Origin of the sequence: [Phormidium] sp. LEGE 05292, assembly GCF_015207735.1 — a bacterium.
In the GTDB taxonomy this organism is placed as follows: Bacteria; Cyanobacteriota; Cyanobacteriia; order Cyanobacteriales; family Aerosakkonemataceae; genus Floridanema.
Map to the genome: position 1 here is coordinate 1 of NZ_JADEWG010000102.1, position 24,425 is coordinate 24,425.

Annotated in this window: 21 protein-coding genes and 1 pseudogene; 13 read left to right on the forward strand and 9 right to left on the reverse strand. The window is 39.4% G+C overall.

What is annotated here, in order from left to right; genetic code table 11:
- Positions 1-35: 35 nt before the first annotated feature.
- Positions 36-2,483: a PhoD-like phosphatase gene (locus IQ264_RS22790; protein WP_193983174.1), complete on the reverse strand. Its 2,448-nt coding sequence runs from the start codon at positions 2,481-2,483 to the stop codon at positions 36-38.
- Positions 2,484-2,622: 139 nt separating this feature from the next.
- Between IQ264_RS22790 and IQ264_RS22795 the strand changes: the two genes are divergently transcribed.
- The 5 genes and pseudogenes from IQ264_RS22795 (at position 2,623) to IQ264_RS22815 (ending at position 6,341) form a co-directional block, all read left to right on the forward strand.
- Complete coding sequence (locus IQ264_RS22795; protein ID WP_193983176.1) at positions 2,623-2,964, forward strand: RNA-guided endonuclease InsQ/TnpB family protein; 342 nt, start codon at positions 2,623-2,625, stop codon at positions 2,962-2,964.
- A 151-nt stretch (positions 2,965-3,115) separates the two neighbouring features.
- Positions 3,116-3,190: pseudogene (locus IQ264_RS33920) on the forward strand (ChaB family protein); the annotation flags it as partial.
- Between the two features lie 42 nt (positions 3,191-3,232).
- Positions 3,233-4,552: a Rieske 2Fe-2S domain-containing protein gene (locus IQ264_RS22805; protein WP_193983178.1), complete on the forward strand. Its 1,320-nt coding sequence runs from the start codon at positions 3,233-3,235 to the stop codon at positions 4,550-4,552.
- A gap of 78 nt (positions 4,553-4,630) precedes the next feature.
- The gene (locus IQ264_RS22810; RefSeq protein ID WP_193983181.1) at positions 4,631-5,239 is read left to right on the forward strand and encodes a Uma2 family endonuclease; all 609 of its coding nucleotides are present in this window, start codon (positions 4,631-4,633) and stop codon (positions 5,237-5,239) included.
- Between the two features lie 427 nt (positions 5,240-5,666).
- The gene (locus tag IQ264_RS22815) at positions 5,667-6,341 is read left to right on the forward strand and encodes a PEP-CTERM sorting domain-containing protein (protein WP_193983183.1); all 675 of its coding nucleotides are present in this window, start codon (positions 5,667-5,669) and stop codon (positions 6,339-6,341) included.
- 3 nt (positions 6,342-6,344) lie between these two features.
- Here the strand turns inward: IQ264_RS22815 and lhgO are convergent, their stop codons facing one another.
- On the reverse strand, positions 6,345-7,532 hold the full coding sequence (gene lhgO, locus IQ264_RS22820) for an L-2-hydroxyglutarate oxidase (protein ID WP_193983185.1): 1,188 nt from the start codon (positions 7,530-7,532) through the stop codon (positions 6,345-6,347).
- 158 nt (positions 7,533-7,690) lie between these two features.
- Here lhgO and acs point away from each other — a divergent pair, with 158 nt between their 5' ends.
- The 3 genes from acs (at position 7,691) to IQ264_RS22835 (ending at position 11,894) form a co-directional block, all read left to right on the forward strand.
- A complete protein-coding gene (acs, locus tag IQ264_RS22825) occupies positions 7,691-9,658 on the forward strand; it encodes an acetate--CoA ligase (RefSeq protein ID WP_193983187.1) in 1,968 nt (655 codons plus the stop codon).
- Positions 9,659-9,808: 150 nt separating this feature from the next.
- A complete protein-coding gene (locus tag IQ264_RS22830; RefSeq protein ID WP_193983189.1) occupies positions 9,809-10,714 on the forward strand; it encodes a hypothetical protein in 906 nt (301 codons plus the stop codon).
- A 142-nt stretch (positions 10,715-10,856) separates the two neighbouring features.
- Entirely contained in the window at positions 10,857-11,894 is a 1,038-nt protein-coding gene (locus IQ264_RS22835; RefSeq protein WP_193983191.1) for a DNA cytosine methyltransferase, read from the forward strand.
- 12 nt (positions 11,895-11,906) lie between these two features.
- Here IQ264_RS22835 and IQ264_RS22840 read toward each other — a convergent pair whose 3' ends face one another.
- Positions 11,907-12,725: a hypothetical protein gene (locus IQ264_RS22840; RefSeq protein WP_193983193.1), complete on the reverse strand. Its 819-nt coding sequence runs from the start codon at positions 12,723-12,725 to the stop codon at positions 11,907-11,909.
- A gap of 163 nt (positions 12,726-12,888) precedes the next feature.
- Positions 12,889-14,838 carry an iron uptake porin gene (locus tag IQ264_RS22845; RefSeq protein WP_193983195.1) on the reverse strand — a complete coding sequence of 650 codons (1,950 nt, stop codon included), beginning with the start codon at positions 14,836-14,838 and terminating at the stop codon, positions 12,889-12,891.
- Positions 14,839-15,683: 845 nt separating this feature from the next.
- On the opposite strand from IQ264_RS22845, the gene IQ264_RS22850 reads away from it, so the two are divergent.
- A complete protein-coding gene (locus IQ264_RS22850) occupies positions 15,684-16,862 on the forward strand; it encodes a GGDEF domain-containing protein (protein WP_193983197.1) in 1,179 nt (392 codons plus the stop codon).
- 49 nt (positions 16,863-16,911) lie between these two features.
- Here IQ264_RS22850 and IQ264_RS22855 read toward each other — a convergent pair whose 3' ends face one another.
- A complete protein-coding gene (locus IQ264_RS22855; RefSeq protein WP_193983199.1) occupies positions 16,912-17,382 on the reverse strand; it encodes a CYTH domain-containing protein in 471 nt (156 codons plus the stop codon).
- A gap of 531 nt (positions 17,383-17,913) precedes the next feature.
- On the opposite strand from IQ264_RS22855, the gene IQ264_RS22860 reads away from it, so the two are divergent.
- Positions 17,914-18,183, forward strand: coding sequence for a hypothetical protein (locus tag IQ264_RS22860; protein ID WP_193983202.1), 270 nt, complete (start codon positions 17,914-17,916; stop codon positions 18,181-18,183).
- A 237-nt stretch (positions 18,184-18,420) separates the two neighbouring features.
- Here the strand turns inward: IQ264_RS22860 and IQ264_RS22865 are convergent, their stop codons facing one another.
- Entirely contained in the window at positions 18,421-19,143 is a 723-nt protein-coding gene (locus IQ264_RS22865) for a hypothetical protein (protein WP_193983204.1), read from the reverse strand.
- A 105-nt stretch (positions 19,144-19,248) separates the two neighbouring features.
- Positions 19,249-20,328, reverse strand: a complete 1,080-nt coding sequence (locus tag IQ264_RS22870; protein ID WP_193983206.1) for a YihY/virulence factor BrkB family protein — start codon at positions 20,326-20,328, stop codon at positions 19,249-19,251.
- Between the two features lie 219 nt (positions 20,329-20,547).
- On the opposite strand from IQ264_RS22870, the gene IQ264_RS22875 reads away from it, so the two are divergent.
- Positions 20,548-21,330, forward strand: a complete 783-nt coding sequence (locus tag IQ264_RS22875; RefSeq protein WP_193983208.1) for an SDR family oxidoreductase — start codon at positions 20,548-20,550, stop codon at positions 21,328-21,330.
- Between the two features lie 257 nt (positions 21,331-21,587).
- Here IQ264_RS22875 and IQ264_RS22880 read toward each other — a convergent pair whose 3' ends face one another.
- Positions 21,588-22,502 (reverse strand): tetratricopeptide repeat protein, encoded by a 915-nt coding sequence (locus tag IQ264_RS22880; RefSeq protein ID WP_193983210.1) that lies wholly within the window; start codon positions 22,500-22,502, stop codon positions 21,588-21,590.
- 66 nt (positions 22,503-22,568) lie between these two features.
- Positions 22,569-22,904, reverse strand: coding sequence for a cytochrome c6 PetJ (petJ, locus tag IQ264_RS22885; RefSeq protein WP_193983212.1), 336 nt, complete (start codon positions 22,902-22,904; stop codon positions 22,569-22,571).
- A gap of 198 nt (positions 22,905-23,102) precedes the next feature.
- Here petJ and IQ264_RS22890 point away from each other — a divergent pair, with 198 nt between their 5' ends.
- Positions 23,103-23,522 carry a BlaI/MecI/CopY family transcriptional regulator gene (locus IQ264_RS22890; RefSeq protein ID WP_193983214.1) on the forward strand — a complete coding sequence of 140 codons (420 nt, stop codon included), beginning with the start codon at positions 23,103-23,105 and terminating at the stop codon, positions 23,520-23,522.
- Positions 23,522-24,364, forward strand: a complete 843-nt coding sequence (locus IQ264_RS22895; RefSeq protein ID WP_193983216.1) for a M56 family metallopeptidase — start codon at positions 23,522-23,524, stop codon at positions 24,362-24,364. The genes IQ264_RS22890 and IQ264_RS22895 overlap by 1 nt, the downstream gene beginning before the upstream one ends.
- Positions 24,365-24,425 lie beyond the last annotated feature (61 nt).

The window sequence follows — 24,425 nt, forward strand, 5'->3', positions numbered from 1 at the left end:
CCCTGGAGCCCCTCTGCTCCCCTGATCCTGTACTCTTAATTTGGTTTAATTAATCTGGGAATTACGTTTACTGGTAAAGGCAAAGTTTTCAGTTTTAGCGGCACAAAATATCTACTATAAACTACACTCTGATTGTCCCAACTCGATCGCCAATAGATATCTTGAATTACTGCTTTAGCATCGTCATTTTCAGTTGACCAGCAAAATGAAACTAACCCAAAATTAGCTAACCCTACAACTTCTTCTCCTTCTTGAAACCAGCGATTTTGCCCTAGCCAAGATGCCGGATTTAATGCGCTTTTATCTTCAGAGTGTAGAGGTGGATTTTTCGCTTTTTCCCAAGCAGCTGGTTGGGATTTCTGTCGTTTGATCCATTCGGTGCGATACCACCAATCTGGGAGATATTTTGGGTTTTCAACTGCGATCGCCCAAGAAACCTCTTGATTATGCCAATTACCTGCATCAACTTCGCGTAATAAGGGAACCTCCGGTGCATTTTCTAGCTGAGTAATTTCTATTTTTTCTTGAATCCTTTGCACTTCAAACAGTTTTGGTTGCTGATTCCAGCCAGCCCAAACTTCAGGTTGTTGCAATACTAAAGAAGATATTTTTGTATGCACTAATTTAGTTGTAAATTCTTCATTTTTAAAGGCACTAGAAGTTAATTGTGCTATAATTTTAGGAGAAGTTTGATCGAGATTACGCGCACAATAATTTAGTGTGACTGCGCCAGCATAATGAATATCACCTGTTAAAATTATGACGCGATCGCGCTGTTCCAATAAATAAGAAAGTAACTTACCAAAACCCACTTTATTAAAATTCCAAGAATCTCCAACATCGCTATTAAAAATACGATCGATATTATCAACTTGATGGCGTTGCCAATCCCAATTTTGAAAAGTATCCACAAATGATAAACTGACTAAATTGGTAGGAATCACAACTAAAGTAGCTTCAATTTGAGAATTATTAGTTTCTTTAAGTGGTTGTTGAATTTGCTTTTTAAACGCAATCGGACTTAACAGCATTGGCGGTTCAGTTGTTTTATTTTCACCTTTGATATAACCGCGCCAAGTGCGTGTATCAAGGACAATCACTTCATGTTTAAAACTTATGATAGTATAGTACCAAATTAAAGCTTGCGTACCATCTGAATATTGACGGTTTAAAATTAGGGTATTTTCATCTTCTTGGTAACGTAATTTGGGCGAATTATCGACAGGGATTGCTAAATATTTAGCTATATTTTCCCAAGCTATTTTGTTTTTTCCTCCTGACTTTAACCAATGTTTTGCTGCGATTAATAACTGTTCTCCTGGTTGTCCTGGTTGAAATTGTTCAGGAGTATTTCCCCAAGCTTGAAATATGGCATAAGCTAACATTGCATTTTGCACTGCACGTTTACCAAGGGGTTTGCTTAAAACGCGATCGCACCATTCTCGATTTAAAAACCAATCATCGGTAACATCATGATCGTCACAAATCATGTAAGTTGAGATGTTGGCAAGCGATCGTCTCACTTTCCAAATATCATTAGCAAAATCCAAAACAACTGCCGCTTCTTCATCCCAAAGTTTAGCCTTTTTTCGGTCTTTTCTAACTTTTTCACCAGTCGGAAAACGATTAGGCCAAACAATAGGCGACCAAGCAAACAAATACATAGCAAAATATTCACCTAAACCAAAAAGATGACTCTTAGCCTTTTCTGGTTTATTCACCAACATAGCAGTAAAACCTGCATAATCTCTAGCAATGTCAGTACGATTTCCTGGGGATAATTCGCTAATTTTTATATATTCGATTTCGCCATTTTCTAGTTGTTGAAAAGGCAGTTTTTCTTCCCAACCTAATAACGTATTACCTGCATCTGTTACCGCCCAAAGTAAGGGATCGGCAACATCATCCCCATAGATTTGATCGCCTGTTAAAAACAGTTGTTGGGGGCGATTTCCTGGTTGATTAGCAGAGTGATTCATTAGATCATCTAATATTGTTAAAGCATCACGTCCCCCACCATGAGGTTTGCGACAAGAACCATGCACAATTCGTAAATCATTTAAGTCATCGGGTGGCATGGCAAAAGTGGGTAATTGATGCGGAAAATAACTAATTGTCACTTCGGGAAAACCGCATTCAAAATTTAATGCTTCCGCTAAATTATTATTACCAAAATCTAAATCATAAGCATAAATTTCCCCTGGTTGGAGTGAACTTTCTCCTAGTACTTGAGGTTTAGCGGTAACAGCAACTACATGGAGAAATTGACCCAATGGTATTGTGTAACTTCTACCAACCAACAATAATCGATCGATAACTTCACCATTACCGCTAACTGTAGAGTAAACGTTCAGTGTCACGTTGCGTGGTTCTTTTAAAGCTACCCAAACAGTCACAGCGTTTGCTTCTGTACGCCGCAAAATTGGGCCTGCGAGAATTAGGGGTAGGCGATCGATGCGATCGCACAAAGGTGTCCATGACATAATTAATCTATCTCCCAACTTAATCGCCAAGCGGCCTAATCTCTAAACCACTTTAATATATTTACCCACAAATAGCAGTCTTAACAGTATATTTTTACTGAGTTGTTGCGTTGAAAGCCCCATCCCCTCGTGGGAGGGGATGAAAGGTTATGATTTACATTTCTACTCAGTTGAGCAAATTAAAAGAGTAAGAATAGTCAGACGCTCAGATGGGTATTATGCTCAACTGTGCATTGATGTAGAAAGAAAAGTTAGGCATGATTTCACGGAGCAAGTAACAGGAATTGATTTAGGTCTAGAGCATTTTTATACAGATGCCGCAGGCAATCAAGTTGATAATCCTCGTTATTTAAGAAAGTCTGAAAAATATCTTAAACGTTTACAAAAACGGCTTTCTAAAAAAGCTAAGGGTGGTAAGAATCGCGAAAAAGCAAGACAAAAGTTAGCTAAACAACATTTGCGAATAAGTAGACAGCATTAGACAAGTTGATTCGTTGAACCAAGAATCCGCATCCCGCAAGTAGCGTGCGGAGCTTCAATAAGCGCAATCATTTTATTTCCAAAATCAATCTAAAGAATCATGAATTTTCCTTGAGATAGTGACAACCTGAAATAAAGATTTTCCCGCTTTTAAAGTTGCTTGGAGTGTGGTGAAACATCAATACGAAAAAGGCGAAGATGGGAATTGGCATAAAAAAGCGGAATAATCAGGTTATACTGAAAAAATCAGTTTTATACTTAGTTGTCAAATGACTTCAGAGTTTAACTTTTTTCAACACTGGTATCCGCTTTCACCAATTGAAGACCTCGACCCAAATCAACCAACAGCGGTAACTATTTTAGGATTGCGTTTGGTAATTTGGAAACCTAAATTTTCAGATAGTTACCGTGTATTTTTAGATCAATGTCCTCATCGTCTAGCCCCATTAAGTGAAGGAAAAGTAGACGATAAAACGGGTAATTTAATGTGCAGTTATCACGGTTGGCAATTTGATGCCGAAGGAATTTGTACCCGTATTCCCCAAGCCGAAAACTCCGAATTATTAACGGAAAAAGCCAAAAATCTCTGTGCAGTATCCCTACCAATTCGTCAGGAACAGGACCTATTATGGGTATGGCTAGATATTAATTCCACCGCCCTAGCTGCGTCAGTTCCATTACCTTTATCGCCGCAAGTAGATGCAAGTAAAGGATTTGTTTGGTCTTCCTTTGTGCGGGATTTGGAGTATGATTGGCAAACATTAGTTGAGAATGTTTGCGACCCCAGTCACGTTCCTTTTGCCCATCACGGAATACAGGGAAATCGCGAAAAAGCTAGACCAATTCCGATTAAAATTGCTGAATCAAATCCTAACTTAATTGCTGCTACAACTGGCACGGGTTCGATCGCCTTTGAACCGCCTTGTAGGTTGGAGTATGCGCTTAAATTTGGTGAAACCAAGCAGGTTGGTTTAGTTACTTATTGTATACCAACAACTCCTGGTAAATCGAGAATAGTTGCCCTGTTTCCTCGTAATTTTGCCAAAACTCTATTTAAAGTAACGCCTCGTTGGTGGGATCATATTAAAAACCGCAATGCTGTAATAGATGGAGATATGGTTTTACTCCAACAACAAGAGTATTTACTACAACAAAAACAGGAAAAAGAAAGTTGGCAAACTGCTTATAAAATGCCAACAAGTGCCGATCGCTTAGTAATCGAGTTTCGCAAATGGTTTGATAATTACGCCGATGGCAAATTACCTTGGGATGAAGTAGGAATTACTGTCAAAGAAACACGGGAAATTTCAGGCGATCGACAATTTGTGCTAGACCGCTATAAACAGCATACACAGCATTGTCAAAGCTGTCGAACAGCACTAAAAAAAGTGAAACTTATCCAAAATTTCTTGTTAGGATATGTTGCCGTTAGTGTTCCAGTAGTAGCAGTGTTGCCCGATGCAGTTAGAATCAAGTTTGGGTTGCCTTTGATCGTGCTAGTTTTGTTAAGTTTAGGGGTTTATAGTTGGCTGAAATTTTGGTTAGAACCGAAGTTTTATTTTGTCGATTACGTACACTCAAAAAGGTAATAATGGTTAACCCAGTTGTATAATTGATAATAGGAAAATCCGATTTATCAATTATACAACAGTATAAGGAGGTTGATTATGGTAGCTACTCCTCAACCTAAATACATGACTCCCCAAGAATATTTAGATTGGGAAGAAAAACAACCAATTAAATATGAATACATCAACGGCGAAGTGTATGCCATGACTGGAGGAACACTTGCCCATAATTCGATCGCCCTTAATTTAGCCTCAAATCTAAAAACTCACGTCAGAGGTAAAGGGTGTAAAGTATTTATGGCAGATGCCAAACTCGGTGTATCTGAAAAAGGCCCTTTTCACTATCCTGATGTGATGGTAACTTGCGACGAAAGAGACAGAAACGCCAAAAAAGTTATCTATCATCCTTCTATAATTGTTGAAGTTCTTTCTCCGAGTACGGAAAGTTTTGACCGAGGTAAAAAATTCCAACAATATCGGCGCATTTCCACTCTCAGAGAATACGTTTTAATCAGTGCAGAACAGATAACTGTGGAAGTTTTTAGATTAAACGATCGCGGAATTTGGGAACTCTATACTTATACAGAAGGAGAAGAGATTTATTTAAGTAGTGTTGATTTTCGGTGTGCGATCAAACTTTTGTATGAAGATGTTGTGTTAGAAACTGACGAAGAAGAAACAGCAGGTACTTATACCAATTCTCCGTAAAATTGCGCTTAATCATTGCCCCTCCCCGTAGACGGGGAGGGGTTTGGGGTGGGGTGAATTAAGCGCATCTTCATAGAGAATTGGTATTAGTTGCGCTTCAGAATACTATGAACATCATTTAAAGATAGTTGAATAGATTCTCGAATGACTACCCTAATTTTTCCTTGATGATTGCTACTGTAATTATGTACAATTTTTGTTTAGTGTTTGTTTAATAGATAGTATTGCCAAATGTAACGTTACAAATACTTTATTCTACCAAGAGTAAAACTTGCATAAAACAGTAAAATTTGTGAAATTTTTATTAATTTGAGCAAACTAAGTGTTTATATTTATAAGTCTGAGTTAAAAAAGTATTGGACTAAAAGATTGCCATCTATACTATTTAGTTCGCTGACCTATTCTCTATACTCGAAATACAAAAAATATGTTGATTCGCAAAAACTTATTAATTGCTACTGCCACGTTGACACTGCTGGGAACAGCAACAGTCACACCTGCACAAGCTTTTACCTTAAGCTTTCAATCAACTGATGGAAAGGTGACAGGTAACATAGTTAGTTCAAATTCTTTGTTGCCTCCTTATTACCCTCCTGGGCTGTCTAGTCTATCTATGACAAGCCAACAAGGGTGGAGTGTATCCGGTTTGGTTTGGCTTCCTGGGACCCAGTTAGGAAACTTTATGTCTACGCCATACCCAATACCAGGTGGACAAGCACACATACTCTCAAACTTTGTAGATGTTTCTACTTATGCAGAGCTTTTTAAGAATAAGCCACCAAATCTTCCTCTGTACTATTCTATTGTAGAGAAAACTGCCGTAAATCCAATTATAAGCTTGATATGTCACTCTAATTCCAATTGTTTAGGAGATTACGGTCAAATAAAACTAGATATGTCTTTTACTGATACAATGTATCATTCTTACAATTGGGTTGGGTATCAAGGGACGATCGCAGTGACCGCATGGAACCCCACTGGGACTTCCATTCCCATCACTCCTTTGCCAACAAATTCAGTTCCAGAACCTTCATCAGTATTTGCGCTGTTACTGTTAGCTACTGGTTGGTTAGTTAAAGATTTAAAAACTCGGTTTTTTTAACGATTAACTAATGTCAATCTCTTTAACAATCGCTTTCCCAATTTCAATGGATGCAGTCGCCGCTGGCGAAGGCGCATTACAAATGTGCATGGCATTTTCCCCTTTAATAATCAAAAAGTCATCCACTAAAAAACCATCGTTCATTAATGCTTGGGCACGAACTCCCGCATGAGTCGGAATTACATCTTCCGATCGAATTTCGGGAATCAATCTTTGCAAACTTTGGACAAAAACTGCTTTACTAAAAGAACGAATGATTTCCTGAATTCCTTCGGCATAATATTTAGCTGCTAACTTCCATAAACCAGGATAGGTGATAATTTCGATAAAATCTTTAAAGTCAAAATCAGTTTTTTTGTAACCTTCTCGTCGCCATCCTAAAACTGCATTTGGCCCTGCGTGAACGCTACCATCAATCATCCGGGTAAAATGTACGCCTAAAAAGGGAAATTCGGGATTGGGAACTGGATAAATTAAGTTTTTCACTAAATAGCGTTTTTCGGGAGTTAATTCATAGTATTCTCCCCGAAATGGGATGATTTTGGCTTTTGGATCTACTCCACCTAATTTGGCAATGCGATCGCTCTGCAAACCCGCACAATTAATGGTAAACTTAGTCTCAAAACTCCCTTGATTGGTTTCTAAAACCTGGCTATTACCAGTAGTAACAATCTTTAAAACTTTAGTATTAAGCCGTAAATCCCCACCCTGAAGTTGAATTAATTCGGCATATTTTAAGCAAACTTGCCGATAGTCAACTATTCCGGTTGAGGTTACTTTAATTCCCGCCAAACAACTAACATGAGGTTCAATTTCCTGAACTTCCTCTGCACTTAGTTTGGTGACGTTCAAGTTATTTTCTAATCCTCGTTCGTAGAGATTTTCTAATAAAGGTAATTCTTTTGGGTCAGTGGCAACAATTACTTTACCGCAAACTTCATGGGCAATTCCATGTTGTTGACAAAATTTTACCATTGACAGATTCCCAGTATGAGAAAGTTTTGCTTTCAGACTCCCTGGTTTATAGTAAATTCCAGAATGGATTACACCGCTATTATGTCCGGTTTGGTGATATGCCCAGCTACTCTCTTTTTCTAACACTAAAATCCGAGAATTTGGGTGTTTTTGCGCGATCGCCATCCCAGTAGCTAAACCAACAATTCCCCCGCCGATAATTGCCAAATCATACATAACTTGTACCTAAATGCTAATTGGTGTCAGTTTACCCAAGTAACCGGGAAAAACTAAACATTCTTTTATATAAATTTGTCAAGAAACAAAGTATGTTGAAAAAGGTATTTTCAGCTACCAATCAATGAGTAGCGAGTTTTAACATCTAGCGAAGAACTATGCCTCAATCAACGATCGAATCAGTCCTACAAGAAAAACGTTTATTTCATCCTTCAGCCGAATTTTCCCAAAACGCTCATATTAAGAGTTTGGAGGAGTATCAGCAATTATACGATCGCGCCAAGGCCGATCCGCAGAAATTTTGGGGAGAATTGGCAGAACAAGAGTTACACTGGTTCCAAAAGTGGGATCAGGTATTAGACTGGCAACCACCCTTTGCGAAATGGTTTGTCAACGGCAAAATCAACATTTCCTACAACTGCTTAGACCGTCATTTAACCACTTGGCGCAAGAATAAAGCAGCATTAATTTGGGAAGGAGAACCGGGAGACTCACGCACCTTAACTTATGCACAGTTACACCGGGAAGTTTGTCAATTCGCCAATGTTCTCAAACAGCTAGGTGTGCAAAAAGGCGATCGCGTCGGCATTTATATGCCCATGATACCGGAAGCAGCGATCGCCATGTTAGCTTGTGCCCGAATTGGTGCAGCGCATACAGTAGTATTTGGCGGGTTTAGTGCCGAGGCATTGCGCGATCGCTTAATCGACGGACAAGCTAAACTGGTAGTCACAGCAGATGGTGGTTGGCGCAAAGATGCGATCGTTCCCCTGAAAGACCAAGTAGACAAAGCATTAGCAGAAGGCGTACCCACCGTTCAAAATGTCCTAGTCGTCAAGCGTACCGGACAACATATTCACATGGAACCCGGACGCGATCACTGGTGGGATGATTTACAAAAGGGAGTTTCCGCCGACTGTCCCGCCGAACCAATGGATAGCGAAGATATGCTATTCATTTTGTACACTAGCGGCAGCACCGGAAAACCCAAAGGCGTAGTCCACACCACAGGCGGTTACAACCTTTACACCCATATCACAACCAAATGGATCTTCGACTTGCAAGACACCGACGTTTATTGGTGTACTGCTGATGTTGGTTGGATCACCGGACATAGTTATATAGTTTACGGCCCCCTGTCCAACGGTGCCACAACAGTTATGTATGAAGGTGCTCCTCGTAATTCTAATCCCGGTTGTTTTTGGGATGTAATTGAAAAATATGGAGTGACCGTTTTTTACACCGCGCCAACAGCAATTCGGTCATTTATTAAAATGGGAGAACATTTTCCCAAAGCGAGAAATCTCTCATCTTTAAGATTATTAGGAACTGTGGGAGAACCGATTAATCCTGAAGCTTGGATGTGGTATTACCGAGTAATTGGTGGCGAACGTTGTCCAATTGTAGATACTTGGTGGCAAACGGAAACAGGCGGAATTATGATTACTGCATTACCTGGTGCAATTCCCACAAAACCTGGTTCTGCAACTCGTCCTTTCCCCGGAATTCTTACTGATGTAATGGATTTGGATGGTAATGTTGTCGGAGATAATGAAGGCGGTTATCTTTCAGTAAAATATCCTTGGCCGGGAATGATGCGAACTGTGTATGGAGATCCCGATCGTTTCCGTAGAACTTATTGGGAACACATTCCGCCAAAAGATGGGAATTACACTTATTTTGCTGGCGATGGTGCTCGCAAAGATGAAGACGGTTACTATTGGGTAATGGGTCGCGTTGATGATGTAATTAACGTTGCCGGACACCGTTTAGGCACAATGGAAATAGAGTCAGCTTTGGTGTCTCACCCCGCAGTTGCCGAAGCCGCAGTTGTCGGAAAACCCGATGAATTGAAAGGCGAAGAAATCGTTGCTTTTGTAACTTTAGACAGTACCTTTACTGCTTCTGATGAACTGGCTAAGGAACTGAAAAAGCACGTTGTTGGTGAAATTGGTGCGATCGCACGTCCCGGAGAAATTCGCTTTACCGATGCCTTACCAAAAACTCGTTCCGGTAAAATTATGCGCCGCTTACTGCGTAATTTAGCCGCCGGACAAGAAGTTTCCGGTGATACTTCAACCTTAGAAGATCGCGGAGTTTTAGATAAATTGCGCGAAGGTGCGTAATTCAATTTTGGATTTTAGATTTTGGATTGATGATTCCATCTAGAATCTAAAATCCTTTGATATCTGGTTAGTTGTGAGGACTTTAGTCCTATTTATTTAGCAAAGAAACGACTAAAGTCGTCACTACAAACTTAATAATATAAAATCAATATGACCAGATTTGTCCACGATCAATTCGCCAAAGATTATTTAGAAGAACTTTTAGCACCTTTTGGGGAAGTAAAAGCACCTCGTCGCGTACCCGGAGAAGTGCGAGAAATCGATGTTTGGTTTTCCCCTACCGCCAATCCAGAAGTGTTAGGATTATTAGGCAAATTAGCGGGTAATCCTGCCATTTTTGAACCTTTTCGTAATCCAGCCACCTCCACAGATATCTGTAATTGTCTATTAAAATTATTGACATTACGCGGAGAGTTACAAAGAGAAGCTACCCGGAAAAAAGAACGTTTGCTAGAGGAAAATTTACCTCGACTATGGATTCTCTCTCCCACGTCAGGCGACTCGATTCTCAATGGTTTTGGCGCTAAAATAGATGCAGATAACTGGGAACAGGGAATCTATTTGTTTCCAGAGTATCTCAGGACGGCAATTGTGGTAATTCATCAATTACCGAAAACCGAATCTACCCTTTGGCTAAGACTTTTAGGTAAAGGGAAAGTGCAAGAAGAAGCGATCGATGAAATACAACAATTACCCGTAAATCATCCGTTGCGATCGAATATTCTCACCTTACTAACCAATTTCCAAGCTAATTTACAAACCACAGAAACTTTAGACTCAGAAGAACGGAGTTTAATTATGAAATTATCACCTTTATACATCCAATGGGAACAAGAAGCTTTAAAAAGAGGAGAAGAACAAGGAATACAACAAGGAATACAGCAAGGAAAGCGTCTGACAATTGAGAGTATGCTAGAAGTAAAATTTGGCGCAATTGATCCAGAGTTATCCCAAATTGTTGAAGCTTTAATTCAATTACCAACTAAAGAAGTAACTCAATTGATTATGCAATCTAATCGTGAGGAATTATTAAGTCGATTTCAAGAACAAAATTGAGTGATTCCACTTGGGAAAAGCAAGGTTTTTTACCTAAAACAGTGGCGCAGATATTACTTAAGTTTATCTGCGTTTTTGTTGTTTATGTTATAATCTTGGCTGAAAACATCTTTAAATTTAGAATTATTTTAGGTTCATTTTGATGAAATTTATAGATTTATTTGCTGGGATTGGTGGGTTTAGGTTGGGCTTTGAAAAAGCTGGATTTCAATGTGTTTTTTCATGTGAAATCGATAAAAATTGCCAAGAGGTTTATCAAAATAATTTTGGCGAAAATCCTTTTGACGATGTTACCAAAATTGAGCCAGATGCTTTAGAAGATTTTGATGTTTTAGTGGCTGGTTTTCCTTGTCAACCTTTTAGCATTTGCGGGAAAAAGCAGGGATTTGAAGATACGAGAGGGACGTTATTTTTTGAGATTTGTAGAATTGTCGAAGCGAAACAACCGAAAGTAATTGTACTGGAAAATGTTAAGCATTTAATTCATCACGATCGCACCAACACCTTCAACGTCATTCTAACAAGTCTACGTAACTTAGGCTACAATGTAACTTATCAACTTCTCAATGCCAGAAATTTTGGCGTTCCTCAACATCGAGAAAGAATTATTATTATTGCCAGTAAAGGTAAAGAGTTCAATTTTTCCCGATTAAAAAGGAAATTTCCGCCTCAACTAAGAGATTTTTTAGACGAGACAGGTAATTTTGAAATTTTGGATAAGTCAGAATATACTTTAATTGAACGTCCAAAGTTACAAGAATCAGGACTTTTGTTTGTAGGTTATCGCAATAAAGGTACTTGGAAAACCGGAGTTAGACCAAATACAGAACATTTATCAAGAGTTCATCGACAACCTAATAGAATTTATTCGATTGATGGCGTTCACCCCACACTTCCATCTCAAGAAACTTCAGGCAGATTTTTTATCTACATTCCTGAGAAAGATATGGTGAGAAAATTAACAATTGGGGAATGTTACCGAATTATGGGATTTCCAAAAACTTTTAAAATTCATCCTATTTTAGGAGAAAGCTACAAACAAATCGGTAATTCTGTTTGTGTACCGATGGTGGAAGCGATCGCTAAATCCATCCTAAATCAAAACCTTCTATCAAATCAACCCAATGAACCACAAATAAAAATTCCAGAATATAAACAACTCGTCCTTTTCAATTACTGAAATTGAGTTAAACTAACGCTTAGAAACAGAACGTAATCGTCGGTAATTATTAACTACATTTTGTAAAAAATCGGCACTATCCGGTGAATTATTAAAATTATTAATAATGTTATAATCAGATGTTCCATACCAAAACACAGCAGCAGCACGCCGAACAGCCTCTAATTCATTCTTATTACTTTGGTAATACTCTTCATTCAGAAATACGCGCACAGCACACTCAATTATTGATCTTGCTAAAGTAGGATTATTGGCAAATTCTTTTGGTAAAACAACTCTTTTAGTGCAAATTCTAGACAAATGGGCGATCGTTTTTGGTGGCAACCTCCAATCACTATATAGAGGATAATTTGGCCTTTTCATATTCATTATACTTAGCCGTAATGCTTCAGTTAAAGCCTTTACCCATGTATCGGGAATTTGAATTGGTCTGTTAAAATTCCACCGGGAATATCTTTGTAAATCCCTGACTACATTCGCTCTATTAGATCCACGTTGAGGATCTATAGATATTATTTGATCCCAAATCGCGATCGCTTCTTCATATCTCCCCAAAGTTTGTAATGCAAAAGCTTTGTTGGCTAAAATATCAATAAAAATAGGGTTATTCCTGGGAGTATTAGCTAAGGCGCGATCGCAATTTACTAAAGCTTCTTGTGCCGCTGCTTGCTTTTCAGGCACAGAAATATCTGGCTGTATTGGTGATTTACATTGCCTTTCTAAAGTATAAGGATTTCCCTGTTGTGCTAGCAATTTATTACTAATTAACAGTTGATTGGGAATAACAACAACTGCCATAGTTACACAAACAATTAGCAGCGAGTTTTTCATAACGAACCTTTACCCAAAAGGCAATCTTAACAGATTTTCTGATTTAACTCTCCCGTACTCGTAGCGATCGAGTAAACCGGATTAAGGAGTGCTGGCGATCGACAAAATCCCAGTCCCAAATCCCCAGTCCCCAGTCCTCACCACAAGTACGGGAGAAATAGATTTAGAAGGTAAAGGTAGTCCGAACTACAGGTACAACAGTCGTGCGATTGTCGCTAAATCCTTCAGGATTGAAGATCACAAACACACCAGGGGTAACGCTGATGTTATTTGTAGCTCGGAAATTGACGTATCCTTCTAGTTGATAAGGCGTTGCATCTTCGGGCGAAACTGCTCTACCACCAGTTGAAGTGCGGGATAGAGGTTGTCCAAATATTAAACCAGCTGAACCGCCTTTAGTGAACACATCCTTAACATGAAGACCCACCAACCAGCTGATAAAATCGGTCGAGGCGTTGACCCGCACCAAGTCGGTAAACATATAGGTAAATGAACCAGCAAGAGTGACGGAAGGAGTCAAGCGGAATGCTGCTGAAGCGCCAAGAGTATCTATCGTGATTGGTTGGTTAGCGATCGCCACCAAAGCAGATCCATTTGCCCTACCTAACTCGGTCGCATTGGGAGAAAATAGAACCGAGCCAATATCCGATGAAGCTAGTCCAGTCGCCAAAATATTGATTTGGTGATAGCTGTGAGCATAGTTTAGACCAATATCGATCGCTTTCGTGGGCTTAATCGTCAGTTGAGTTGCCGCAATATAACTACCATTGAAAAGACCTGATCCCAGCGGAGTACCTGGGAATCCTTGATAGCTGGGAAGGTTTGCTTGCACCGACCCATATAATGCTCGCAGGTCAAAAGCTTCGGAAATAGTCCAGATGAATCCCGCCGCTGATGCCAGTCCAGTCTGTGAAGTGCCTCCCGATACCCGATGCGATGCTGGCAGATTGCTAAAGCGGGAAATAGACCCTTGACCTTCTCCAGCAAAAGGTAGAATCGACGGGAAAGCATCAGATACTTCTGCCTTAGTTCCCGCAAATAATGTCAGCTTGCTGGCAACGGGGAAAATGTAGAGGAGTTTGTAAAGATTAACACTGTTATTTCCGCCCGTGACTGACAGATCTTGAGGATTGACGGTAGGAAACTGCGGTTCATAAGACAATCGCGCATTACTAGCATTGCCGAAAATCACATCGCCGTAGCCCAAAGTTCCCGCCAGACTACCCCCAGTGTTAAACCCTGGAATTGCCGCACTCGGTCCGCCGCCAAAGTTGTAAGCTTGAATTCCGGTAATCAATAAGTCTTTGCCAGTAAAACTAGTTAGTAGGTTGAGGCGGACGCGATCGTTTAAAACGACTTCTGCATCTTTACCCGGTCTAGGAATTGCGCCAGTTACCGGATTAGTATTGTTGATAAATCTCGCATTGCCTCCACGATAAGCACCATAAGCACTGGATAAGCTAAAAATCGCTTCTCCACTTAACTTAGTTGTCGTGGAAAACTGTTGTCTTTCTATGGTTGTAGTCCGCGCTTCCAAAGCATCAACTCGACCTCGGAGTGTTGCTAGTTCAGCGGCAAATTGTTCCTGCAATCTTCGGATTTGTTCTAAGTCTCCTTGATTGACTGAATTAGGCATTGCTGCCAATAATTCGTTAATTCGGTTTAAACAGGAATTTAACCCCGCAGCAAACTCATAACGAGTCATGGCGCGATTGCCGCGAAAGGTTCTGTCAGGATAACCTTCTATACAACCATAACGTTCTACTAAAGACTGTAGTGCCTGAAATGCCCAGTCCGTAGGTTGAACGTCTGTTAGTTGAGAAACTGATGTCACTTGGTTAAGTGGATCGCTATCAGATCCAGTGTTCTCAAGCTGATCTTTTGATGTAGCCTCTTGGTTGGGCTCAGAATTTAAATCTATGTTTTCAGACAAAGATTGGGCTTGGACAAAACCCTCTTTTAAATCCTCTCCAGGCGAATTAATTTCTGTGAGTGTCTTTTGCGTCAACTGATTTTCTGGGTTAGTTGAAACCGCAAGAGATTTGAGTGGAAAAACACTAAGTAAAACGATGGGAAAGGCAATTTTGCTGACGATCTGTAAATAATAATTCACCGTAACTCCTCACACACACATAGCAAAAGCATCAGGATTTATCCTGATGCTTTTGCTGATTATAAACGCTCTGATGGTAAAAACATCAGGATGCTATAACTTATGATTTATAAAAGTAATTGATGGTAAAACTCTAATTAAGCTTATATATAATTTTCTCTCCATAAAACTATATTCTTTACGGCTGATTAAACATTATTTAGAGAAGCTATATATAAGGTTCCAACAATGTTTTGAGTTAAAGATACTATGACCCATTAAGCAGAGATAATCTGAAGCGTCGCCGAGTCAGCCCTCTGGCGCAACGAGAATTTGTTCAAATCGGGTATCGCCCGACAGGGCCAAATGCTCTACAAGATAAGACTTTAGTTAATAAGTATCCTGTAGTAAAAAGTTTAGCTACTGCCAAAAATTATGGCGGTTGGACAAACATTCAGAAGCAGTTCTTCGATGACCGTGCTATCTTCGATCGGGTTCTCAGTAAGCGTTGAAATTCAGGACTTAGACAAGCGATCGTCAAAAACTCGGTTTCTGTTATACTTCGACCTGAATTATCAGGATTCGCTGCGCTCAGTTTGAGGAACGTTGGTCGCAATTGATCTCACCGTTAAGCTACGCTCTCCAGGGGAGATGAATTGCGACATCAGGTCATTACCTCTTTGACTTGCCCGATGTAAAAACAGAATCAACGGCCATTTTTCTTTATTCAATTTCTGTCGAGAGAGTTATACCGTAGATTTACTGTAGTCTTCTTAAATTTGTCAGTGTATTTTACTAAAAGAGGGCTTTTTTGCAGTATCCAGCCTTATCAAATTCTAGTACTGGAGAGCGCACAGTAATATTTGATGGCAAAGCTTACTGCTCAATCTGAAAAGGAGAATGTTGTGGTAAGTTTACAATCTGAAAAGGACAACGCAGTTGTCATTTCCACAGACAATGCAGATACTAATATTCCATACAACCGGGCGATGGAACAATTAATTTTAGTGGTACAAGAATTATCTTTAGCCCGAAATTTAGAAACTATTATGGCGATCGTCCGGGTAGCTGCACGTTTCCTCACGAATGCGGATGGTGCTAGCTTTGTTTTGCGAGATCGAGACCAATGTTTTTATGCTGATGAAGATGCAATTGCGCCACTTTGGAAAGGGCAAAGATTCCCCCTGAAAATTTGTATTGGGGGTTGGACAATGAGGAATCGTCAGCCAGCTATAATTCCCGATGTTTATGGAGATGAGCGAATTCCTTATGTTGCTTATCAACCAACTTTTGTCAAAAGTATGGCAATGGTACCCATTCGGACGTTAGATCCTATAGGTTCTATTGGTGTTTACTGGGCAAACTTACATCAACCGACAATTCAAGAGGTAAAGTTGTTGCAAGCATTGGCGGATACTACAGCTGTCGCAATGGAAAATGTGCAAGTTTACAGCGAATTGGAAGCAAGAGTTCGTCAACGCACGGCGGAGTTAGAAGCTGTTAATACTAAATTGCGAGAAGAAGTTCAAGAACGGCAACAAGCGGAGGCAAAAGTAAGGCAGTTATCGTTAACAGATGAATTAACTAATTTACATAATCGACGGGGATTTTTTGTCTTAGCAGAACAGCAGTTAAAAGTAGCGCATCGTTTAAATAGTCATTACTGTCTGTTATTTATTGATTTGGATGGATTGAAAAAAATTAATGATAATTTAGGTCATGAAATGGGCGATCGCGCAATTGTAGATGCTGCCCGAATTTTACAACAGTCTTGTCGGGAAGCAGATATTGTGGCACGTCTTGGTGGAGATGAATTTGTGATTTTTGCCACTAGCAATTTAGATGATGCAGGGAAAATTTGCGATCGCTTACAAGCTAATGTTGCGTTGTTTAATCAAAATAGCGATCGCCCTTATCAAGTTGCTATGAGTATTGGCGTTCAGTGCTGTTTACCTCAAGATAAAGTTTCTTTGGAAACTTTACTTGCTCAAGCTGATGAATTGATGTATACACAAAAGCGTCATAAAAAGGTTACTCATTCTTGAGCAAAGCAACTCGAAACAAGGAATTTTCTATACACTGATTTATATTGGATCAATCTGTCCATTTACTAAACGGATATTTAATCAAGTTGGCGTTGAAGTATTTCGGATCGTGGGAAACTTCCATTCCTACCCATTCCGGCAATTCTATCACTTGATTTTCTGCTGTCAATTCCACTTCAGCAATAATCAATCCGGCATTTTCCCCAAAAAATTCGTCTACTTCCCACATTAATTCCCCATGTTTAATCAAGTATCGATTTTTTTCAATCAATGGCGGTTCACACATTGTTTTTAGCATAGTTTGAGCGTCGCTCAAGGGAATTGGATATTCAAACTCTGCTCTAGAATTACCAACAGTTAAACCTTTAATTGTTAAATAACCTAGATCGCCAACAATCCGCACCCTAACCACAGCTTCTTTGTTAGTGCAAATATATCCTTGGCGGTAGGTGATCCCAGTGCCAAGCGATCGCCATTTGTCGCCATTAACCAGAAATTTACGCTCAATTTCAATAGCCATGACTGATATTTTTTATCAAACCTTCTTGAAAGTAGTTTCACCTAATTGTAATAGGTTATGGCTGTAAAAGATGAAACCTCTAGCTAAATACTCATAAATCCAAAAGTCATGAAAATTTGACAAATCAGACCAATACTGTATACTGAATAACTGACATTCCAGTAAATTCAACGTAGTAATTTTGCGGAATTATGCTAAGATATGACAATAAGGTAAACAGTTATACATTTTTACGGATTTAAATCACTTGTATCTTTCTGTACTTGGGAATTGATAGTAGTCTAGATCTGCCCGTTAATCTTTGGTAAATACTATGAAAAGGAGACTGACTTGACAAGGGGATAGGAAATTACTGCTCTGGCTGAAAGAAAGATTGCATTCTCTCTAAAAATAATGGGCAAACCTAACCTTTGTCACTCTGCCTAAATGCAGAATGGCAGAGTTACCAAAAATTACCTCCTAAAGAGAATGTATATTAGCCAAAATTCGACTATTTTTATAGTGTTACTATTCTTTCATTGTTGACTTTTTATGGGCGCAAACATTTCTCAACTCTACCGAAAATCATTACAACCCTACGTCGATCCTGAAATTCTAGAAGGAGTAGATTATCTACCCGAAATTGCCGAAACAGCAGTAAATACACCCTGCGTTTCTGCACACCAAGATCGGCAAGGAAAAAAGTTCTTGATTTTAGTATTAACAGGTTTGTGTTTGATAGGACTTACCTACAATCATGCAACTAATCTTGCACAAAAGCTGCCTGTGTTTACTATAATGACTCATGCCGCTAACGAGTAAGCAATTCAGAATTAATTCAAAATAAAAATTCAATTGAAAGCAGATCCACCGATGCAATCTTGGGGAAACAGGCGCGAAATTGATAAGCGTATCAGTTGATAATGGCTAAATAAAAAAAGTATTTCAGAGCATACAAAATCCTTATGTAATAGATCCGAACTAGCCCCCCTTAATAAGGGGGGAACTTTTAAGCCCCCTTATTAAGGGGGTTGGGGTATCTCAGTGCGTAAGTCCTAGTTACTGAAATTGGACTTTTTCTGCTTGTAAATAAAGGGCTTGAGTTTGCAGTGTTTTTGCTTCTTGAGGACTCAAACCCCATTGTTGCTGTGCTTGTTGTCCGGTTGGTAGCGGTTTTAATATCCCCGTTAAATTGAGGGTTTGTCCTGGTTTAATGACTATTTTATTTTCTGCACTTCCGGCATCTAATGGTGTGTCAAGAACGACAAAAACAGGTTGACCATTTGGTTGTCCGATCCAAAAAGTGCGATCGCCATTCACATTTCTAACTTTCACATTTGTTAACTGAACTTGTCGATTTAGAATTGATTGTCTATCTGATGTATTAGTAATTACAGCAACATCAGTAATTGGTTCGCCGGATGTAGTTTGAGTATTAGAGGTGTTGAGCGTACCGGGAGAAGCAGCGGTTGGCGACGAAGGTACAGGAGTAGCAACAATGGTGTTAGTTGGCACAGGAGAGGGAGTAACAACTACAGTAGTTGGTACTGGGCTAGGGGTAACAACTACAGTTGGAGTTGCTGGGCTAGGGGTAACAACTACAGTTGGAGTTACTGGGGTAGGGGTAACAACTACAGTCGGAGTTGCTTGAGGAGTGGAATTAACGTTGGGATTTTCCGCAGTTTTATTGTCACAAGCGGCGATCGTACTTGTTAAAAGTAACAAACAAGTTGCTTTACCCAGCAAATTCCTTTTTTGTCTTAAACTGTTGTTGACTTGCATCTTCAGTAAAATCCTCCAAATTAGGTTTTTTTGAAATCAGAATTAATCGGCTTGATTTAGGATTTAGCAGATAATTACGCTGCTATGTTTTGGCAGAAAAGCTTACTAACGACTTCTTCTTTGACCACGTAAACGTCCGATCGCTCTTTGTATCCCTGACAATCTCGAACGCCGTCTATCCACCCTGTTATTCTGTTTTAATTCGGCAGCTGCATTTACATCTTCTTGGCGAGGAATTCCTTGTTGAATGCGGTCTTCCCTAGTCATAGAAACAGCGTGTTCATCAGGCATAATTTGCGAACCATATCTTCTGGCATAAACTTGGGTAAACTCTGCGCCAAAAAACAATATTTGAGCCGCATAATAAACCCAAGCCAAGATAATGACTAGTGAACCAGCTGCACCGTAAGTAGAACCAAAGCTACCATTTCCCAAATACCAACCGAGTAAAAATCTGCCAATACTAAATAGTAGAGAAGTAATTATCGCCCCAATCCAAACATCTGCCCAAGTAATTTTTACATTGGGCAGAAATTTGAAAATCATGGCAAACAAAAAGGTGGTTACACCAAAAGCAACGATAAAATTAACTACTTGCCAAAGTACGTCAAAACCTGGTAATAACTGCCTGAAATAAGTACTAATTGCTGCTAAAGTGGCGCTAAGAATCAGAGATACCAGCAATAAAAAACCAATTCCTAACACCATTGTAAAAGATAAAAAGTTACGCCGAACAAAACCCTTAACGGGACGACCAGGTTTTGGTTGAACTTCCCAAATAGTATTTAGGGCATCTTGGAGTTGAGCAAATACACCAAGAGCACCAAATAATAAAGCAGCAATACTAATAAGAGAAGCGATGCTTCCTGTCGCTGGTTGATTGGCGTTTTGAATCGCTGTTTCAATTACTTCTGCCCCACTTCTGCCCACTAAACCTTGAATTTGGGTGACAATTTCGCCTCTGGCGGCTTCTTCTCCGAATACAAGACCTGCGATCGCAATTACAATTACTAACAAAGGTGCAATAGAAAAAATTGTATAGTAAGCTAAAGCCGCTGCCAACCGCGAAGCTTTATCTTCATTCCATTCATCAAAAGTTTGTTTCAGTAATTCCCCGATCGTCCGAAAATTTAGCGGCTTTACTTTATACTTAGAACGTCGTTTTTCATTAACAGATTGTGACATTTTAAATAGATAATTTCTGGTTAGTTACATTATTTAATATTTACTAACTTACGGAAAGCATTGCATCTATCTAACGAGCTAAATTTGTAATTATTAATTGGTAAAATTCTTACTTTTATTGCCTTTTACATTCTGCCTTCTTTTCGGCTTCTATCTTTAGACTGAGTGACAATATTATGACCTTGGAGTTTACTTAAAGTTAGAACTAAAAATGGGAATATGCAACTTACAGAAAGAGTGGCGCTAATTACAGGCGCGGGTTCAGGAATTGGTAAAGCTGCCGCCCATTTGCTAGCAAAAGAAGGCGCTAAAGTTGCGGCATTGGGTTTAACTGAAGAAGAGGTAGCCGAAACTGTTAGCCAAATTCACAGTAAAGGTGGAGAAGCAATTACTTTAATTGCTGATATTTCCCAACCAGAACCAATGCAAAAGGCAATACAACATATAGTAGATAAATGGGGCAGAATTGATATTGTTTTTGCGAATGCCGGAATTAATGGCGTTTGGGCACCAATTGAAGAATTGCAACCGGAAGAGTGGGACAAAACTTTAAATGTAAATTTGACAGGAACTTTTTTAACAGTTAAATATGCTGTTCCTTATTTAAAAAAACAAGGCGGTTCGGTAATTGTTACTTCTTCTGTAAACGGTACAAGAATTTTTAGTAATACTGGTGCAACGGCTTATTCTTGTTCTAAAGCAGCGCAAGTTGCCTTTACTAAAATGATTGCTTTGGAATTAGCAGAACAGCGAGTGCGGGTGAATGTAATTTGTCCGGGAGCAATTGAAACTAACATTAATGAAAGCACCCAAAAACGTCATTTAGAACAGGTAAAAGAACCTGTAGAATTTCCCGAAGGAGAGATTCCTTTAACGGATGGCGCACCTGGAAAATCGGAACAAGTGGCGCAGTTAGTGCTATTTTTAGCTAGTGATGCTTCTAGCCATATTAGCGGCACAGAAATTTGGATTGATGGAACACAATCTTTGTTACAAGGTTAAGATGGTTTATTTTGAATTACTTGTTTGATAGGAATTTCAATTATAAATTTAGTACCTTGACCAGAAATGGAGTTAAAGTATAATTTGCCTCTATTTAGTTCGGATCTCACGCTGCGATCGCTAAGTTTTGATCCCCCCAACCCCCCGTGATGTTAATAGCGAAGCTTCCGCTGGTTCCCCCCTTTTTAAGGGGGGCGGAGGGGGGATCGAAAGGGGGGCTAAGAAAGAGCAGACTTGTAACTAGCAACTTGGGTTAATTAGGCAATTACCGTTTCTTCTCCTTTCAACTGTTTGAGCAAATCTAATGTTTGCTGATAAGCGGTAACGTTTTCTTGAAAGAGGAAGTTTTGCGCCGCTTTTTGGAGGTCGAGTAATGCTTGTCGTTCATCTCCTAATTTATAATGAGCAATACCTCGGCTAGCATAAGCTTCTGCGTAATTAGGGTTAAGTTTTAAGGCTATAGTTAAGTCTTGAATGGCAGCAGTATAATTTGAAATGCGTTGATTTGCACAAGCGCGATTAAAGTAAAGTCGATAATCTTGTTGATTTAAGTGAATAGCTTGGTCAAAATCTGCGATCGCTCCCAGATTATCATTTAACATTAACCGATTTGTGCCGCGATCGTTATAAACTTCAGCTAATTGAAAAGTATCTTGTACAGGCATTAAACTTAAAGCATGGTTATAATCGCTCATTGCTTCTTGATAAGATTGTAAGTCACTTTTAGCTAATGCTCGATTGTAATAAGCGCGAAAATCAATAGGTTTTAATTTTATTACTTGGTTATAATCTGCGATCGCACTCTGATAATTACCTTGTTTATAATAAGCCAAACCCCGATTCAAAAAAGATTCTACATTTTGCGAATTTAAACTTACTGCTTCTGTACAATCTTGAACTGCACTTTCATATTCTCCCAATTGTAAATAAGCCAAACAGCGATTACTGAAAGCCGCAAAAAAATCATGTTTTAACTCAATTGCATCGGTAAAATCTTGTACAGCTTCCGAGTAATTTTGGCTTTGCATTTGCTCTACACCTGCACGAAAAAACTCCTGTGCGCTCATCTGAACAGACGAATTTGCTAGAGTGAGCGCCGTAGCAGGAGGTGAGTAAATTATGAGAGCCAAAGTGATGCACAAGCTGACCAATAATTGAACTAAATAAATCATAATTTCGATCTCCTTGAGCATCTCTCTTAGCAAAATTTACAGCCAAAAATTTTCCAAAATTTAAACTTATTTGCTCCAACCTTTTTCCGAAGTTTCTAACACATAGCTAGCCACATCTTCGATTTGCTCAGCGTTGAGTTTACCTTGAAAAGCAGGCATAGCACCTTTACCTTTTGTTACCTGAGTGGTAATTGCTTCTAGGGAATTCATGCCATACTTTTCTAAATCAGCCTTTGCCAAAGTTTTCTGAGGATTAACTAGATTTTTTCCCCCCGCATGACAAGCAGCACAATTGGCGCTAAAAATTTTCGCGCCGCTAGCAGCATCAGCGAGAACGGGACGGACAAAGGTAAAATTGAATACTATGCTTAACAGCAAAACGATCGACAAAATCTTTTTCACAGTGTTCTCCTCTGACAAGTTCTTGCATTTAGCACACCTACCCCGATAATTGTGAAGAAAGCCGCTTTCTTTGTCAAAAGACAGGCTGTAAAACTTCCCAGAAAACACTTATAATCAGCAAAACTGGAATTTTCCGACGTTAGTCAAAACTCCAGATCTATCTGTGGTATCAATCCAAAATCTAAAATCTAAAATCAAATGACTGCTTTACCAAATTATCGTCCTAAACAGTTATCCCTTGGCCCTTTAGAAAGGGAAATTTTGCAGATTATTTGGGAATTAGGAGAAGTTACTGTTAAGAATGTTCACGATCGCATTTTAGCCGATCCCGATCGAGAATTAGCTTATGCTTCGGTGACGACTGTGTTACGACGTTTAACCGAAAAAGGTTGGCTAAGTTGTGATAAAAGAGGCAAAATATTCTTGTGGCGACCTTTAGTTTCTCAATCTCAAGCACAGGCGATCGAAGCTTACGAAAAATTACAAGGTTTTTTAGCAGTAGGAAATCCAGATATTGTAGCGGCATTTGCTGATAGTTTAGATACTGCCAGTGTAGAACAATTAAAAGCGATCGCCCAAAGAATTCAAGCTGCACGTCGCGCCAGGGAGGAACAATAATGCACCTAATAATGATTTTGTTAGTCTTAGTTTTTGCGTGGTTGCTGCGAACAATTGATTTACCAAAATCTGGAAATTGGACAACGCGCACCTACCAAACTTTACTATTATTTTTGTTCCCTCCCTTAATCTTGTTAACTACTGCATTTGCCCTGCTTTGTATGGGTGCATCAGGACAAATGATTGGGTTACAAACAAGTTGGTTTGGTTACTTGTTAGCCTTAAGTTTCTTGGGTTTTTCAGGGGTAAAATTTTGGCAGTTAGTTGGCGAAGGATTGCATACTGTAAGTCAGATTCGTAGCTATCCTGTGCAAAAACTCAAAGGTAAAAATTGCCGCGTTTTTGATACTGAGATTCCTTACAGTGCCTTAATCGGTTTTTGGCAACCGGAATTAATAGTCAGCCAGGGTTTATTAGACAGCTTGGCACCCGATCAATTAGATGCAGTAATTGCCCATGAAGAGGCACATTACTATTATCGGGATACATTTTGGTTTTTTTGGTTGGGTTGGTTGCGATCGATCGCCTTTTGGTTGCCCAACACCGAAAACTTGTGGCAAGAATTGTTACTCTTGCGCGAACTCCGGGCGGATAATTGGGCAGCGGAAATTGTCGATCCTTTAACCTTAGCTGAATCTTTATTACTAGTAGTCAGTCAGTCTGTTATTCCTGTCAATAATTTCGCCGTAGAATTCAGCGCCGCCGCCCCTTTAAATCGTTTAAATGAGCGAATTGAAGCTTTGTTAACTACAGATAAAATCAAATATAAAATTAATTGGTGGTCTTGGACTTGGTTAGTTTTTGTGTTGCTACCTTTGGCAGTAATTCCTTTGCATAATTGAGGGATTTGGTACTGGGTGTAGGGTGTAGGGTGTAGGGTGTAGGGAAGAATTCCCCTGCCCC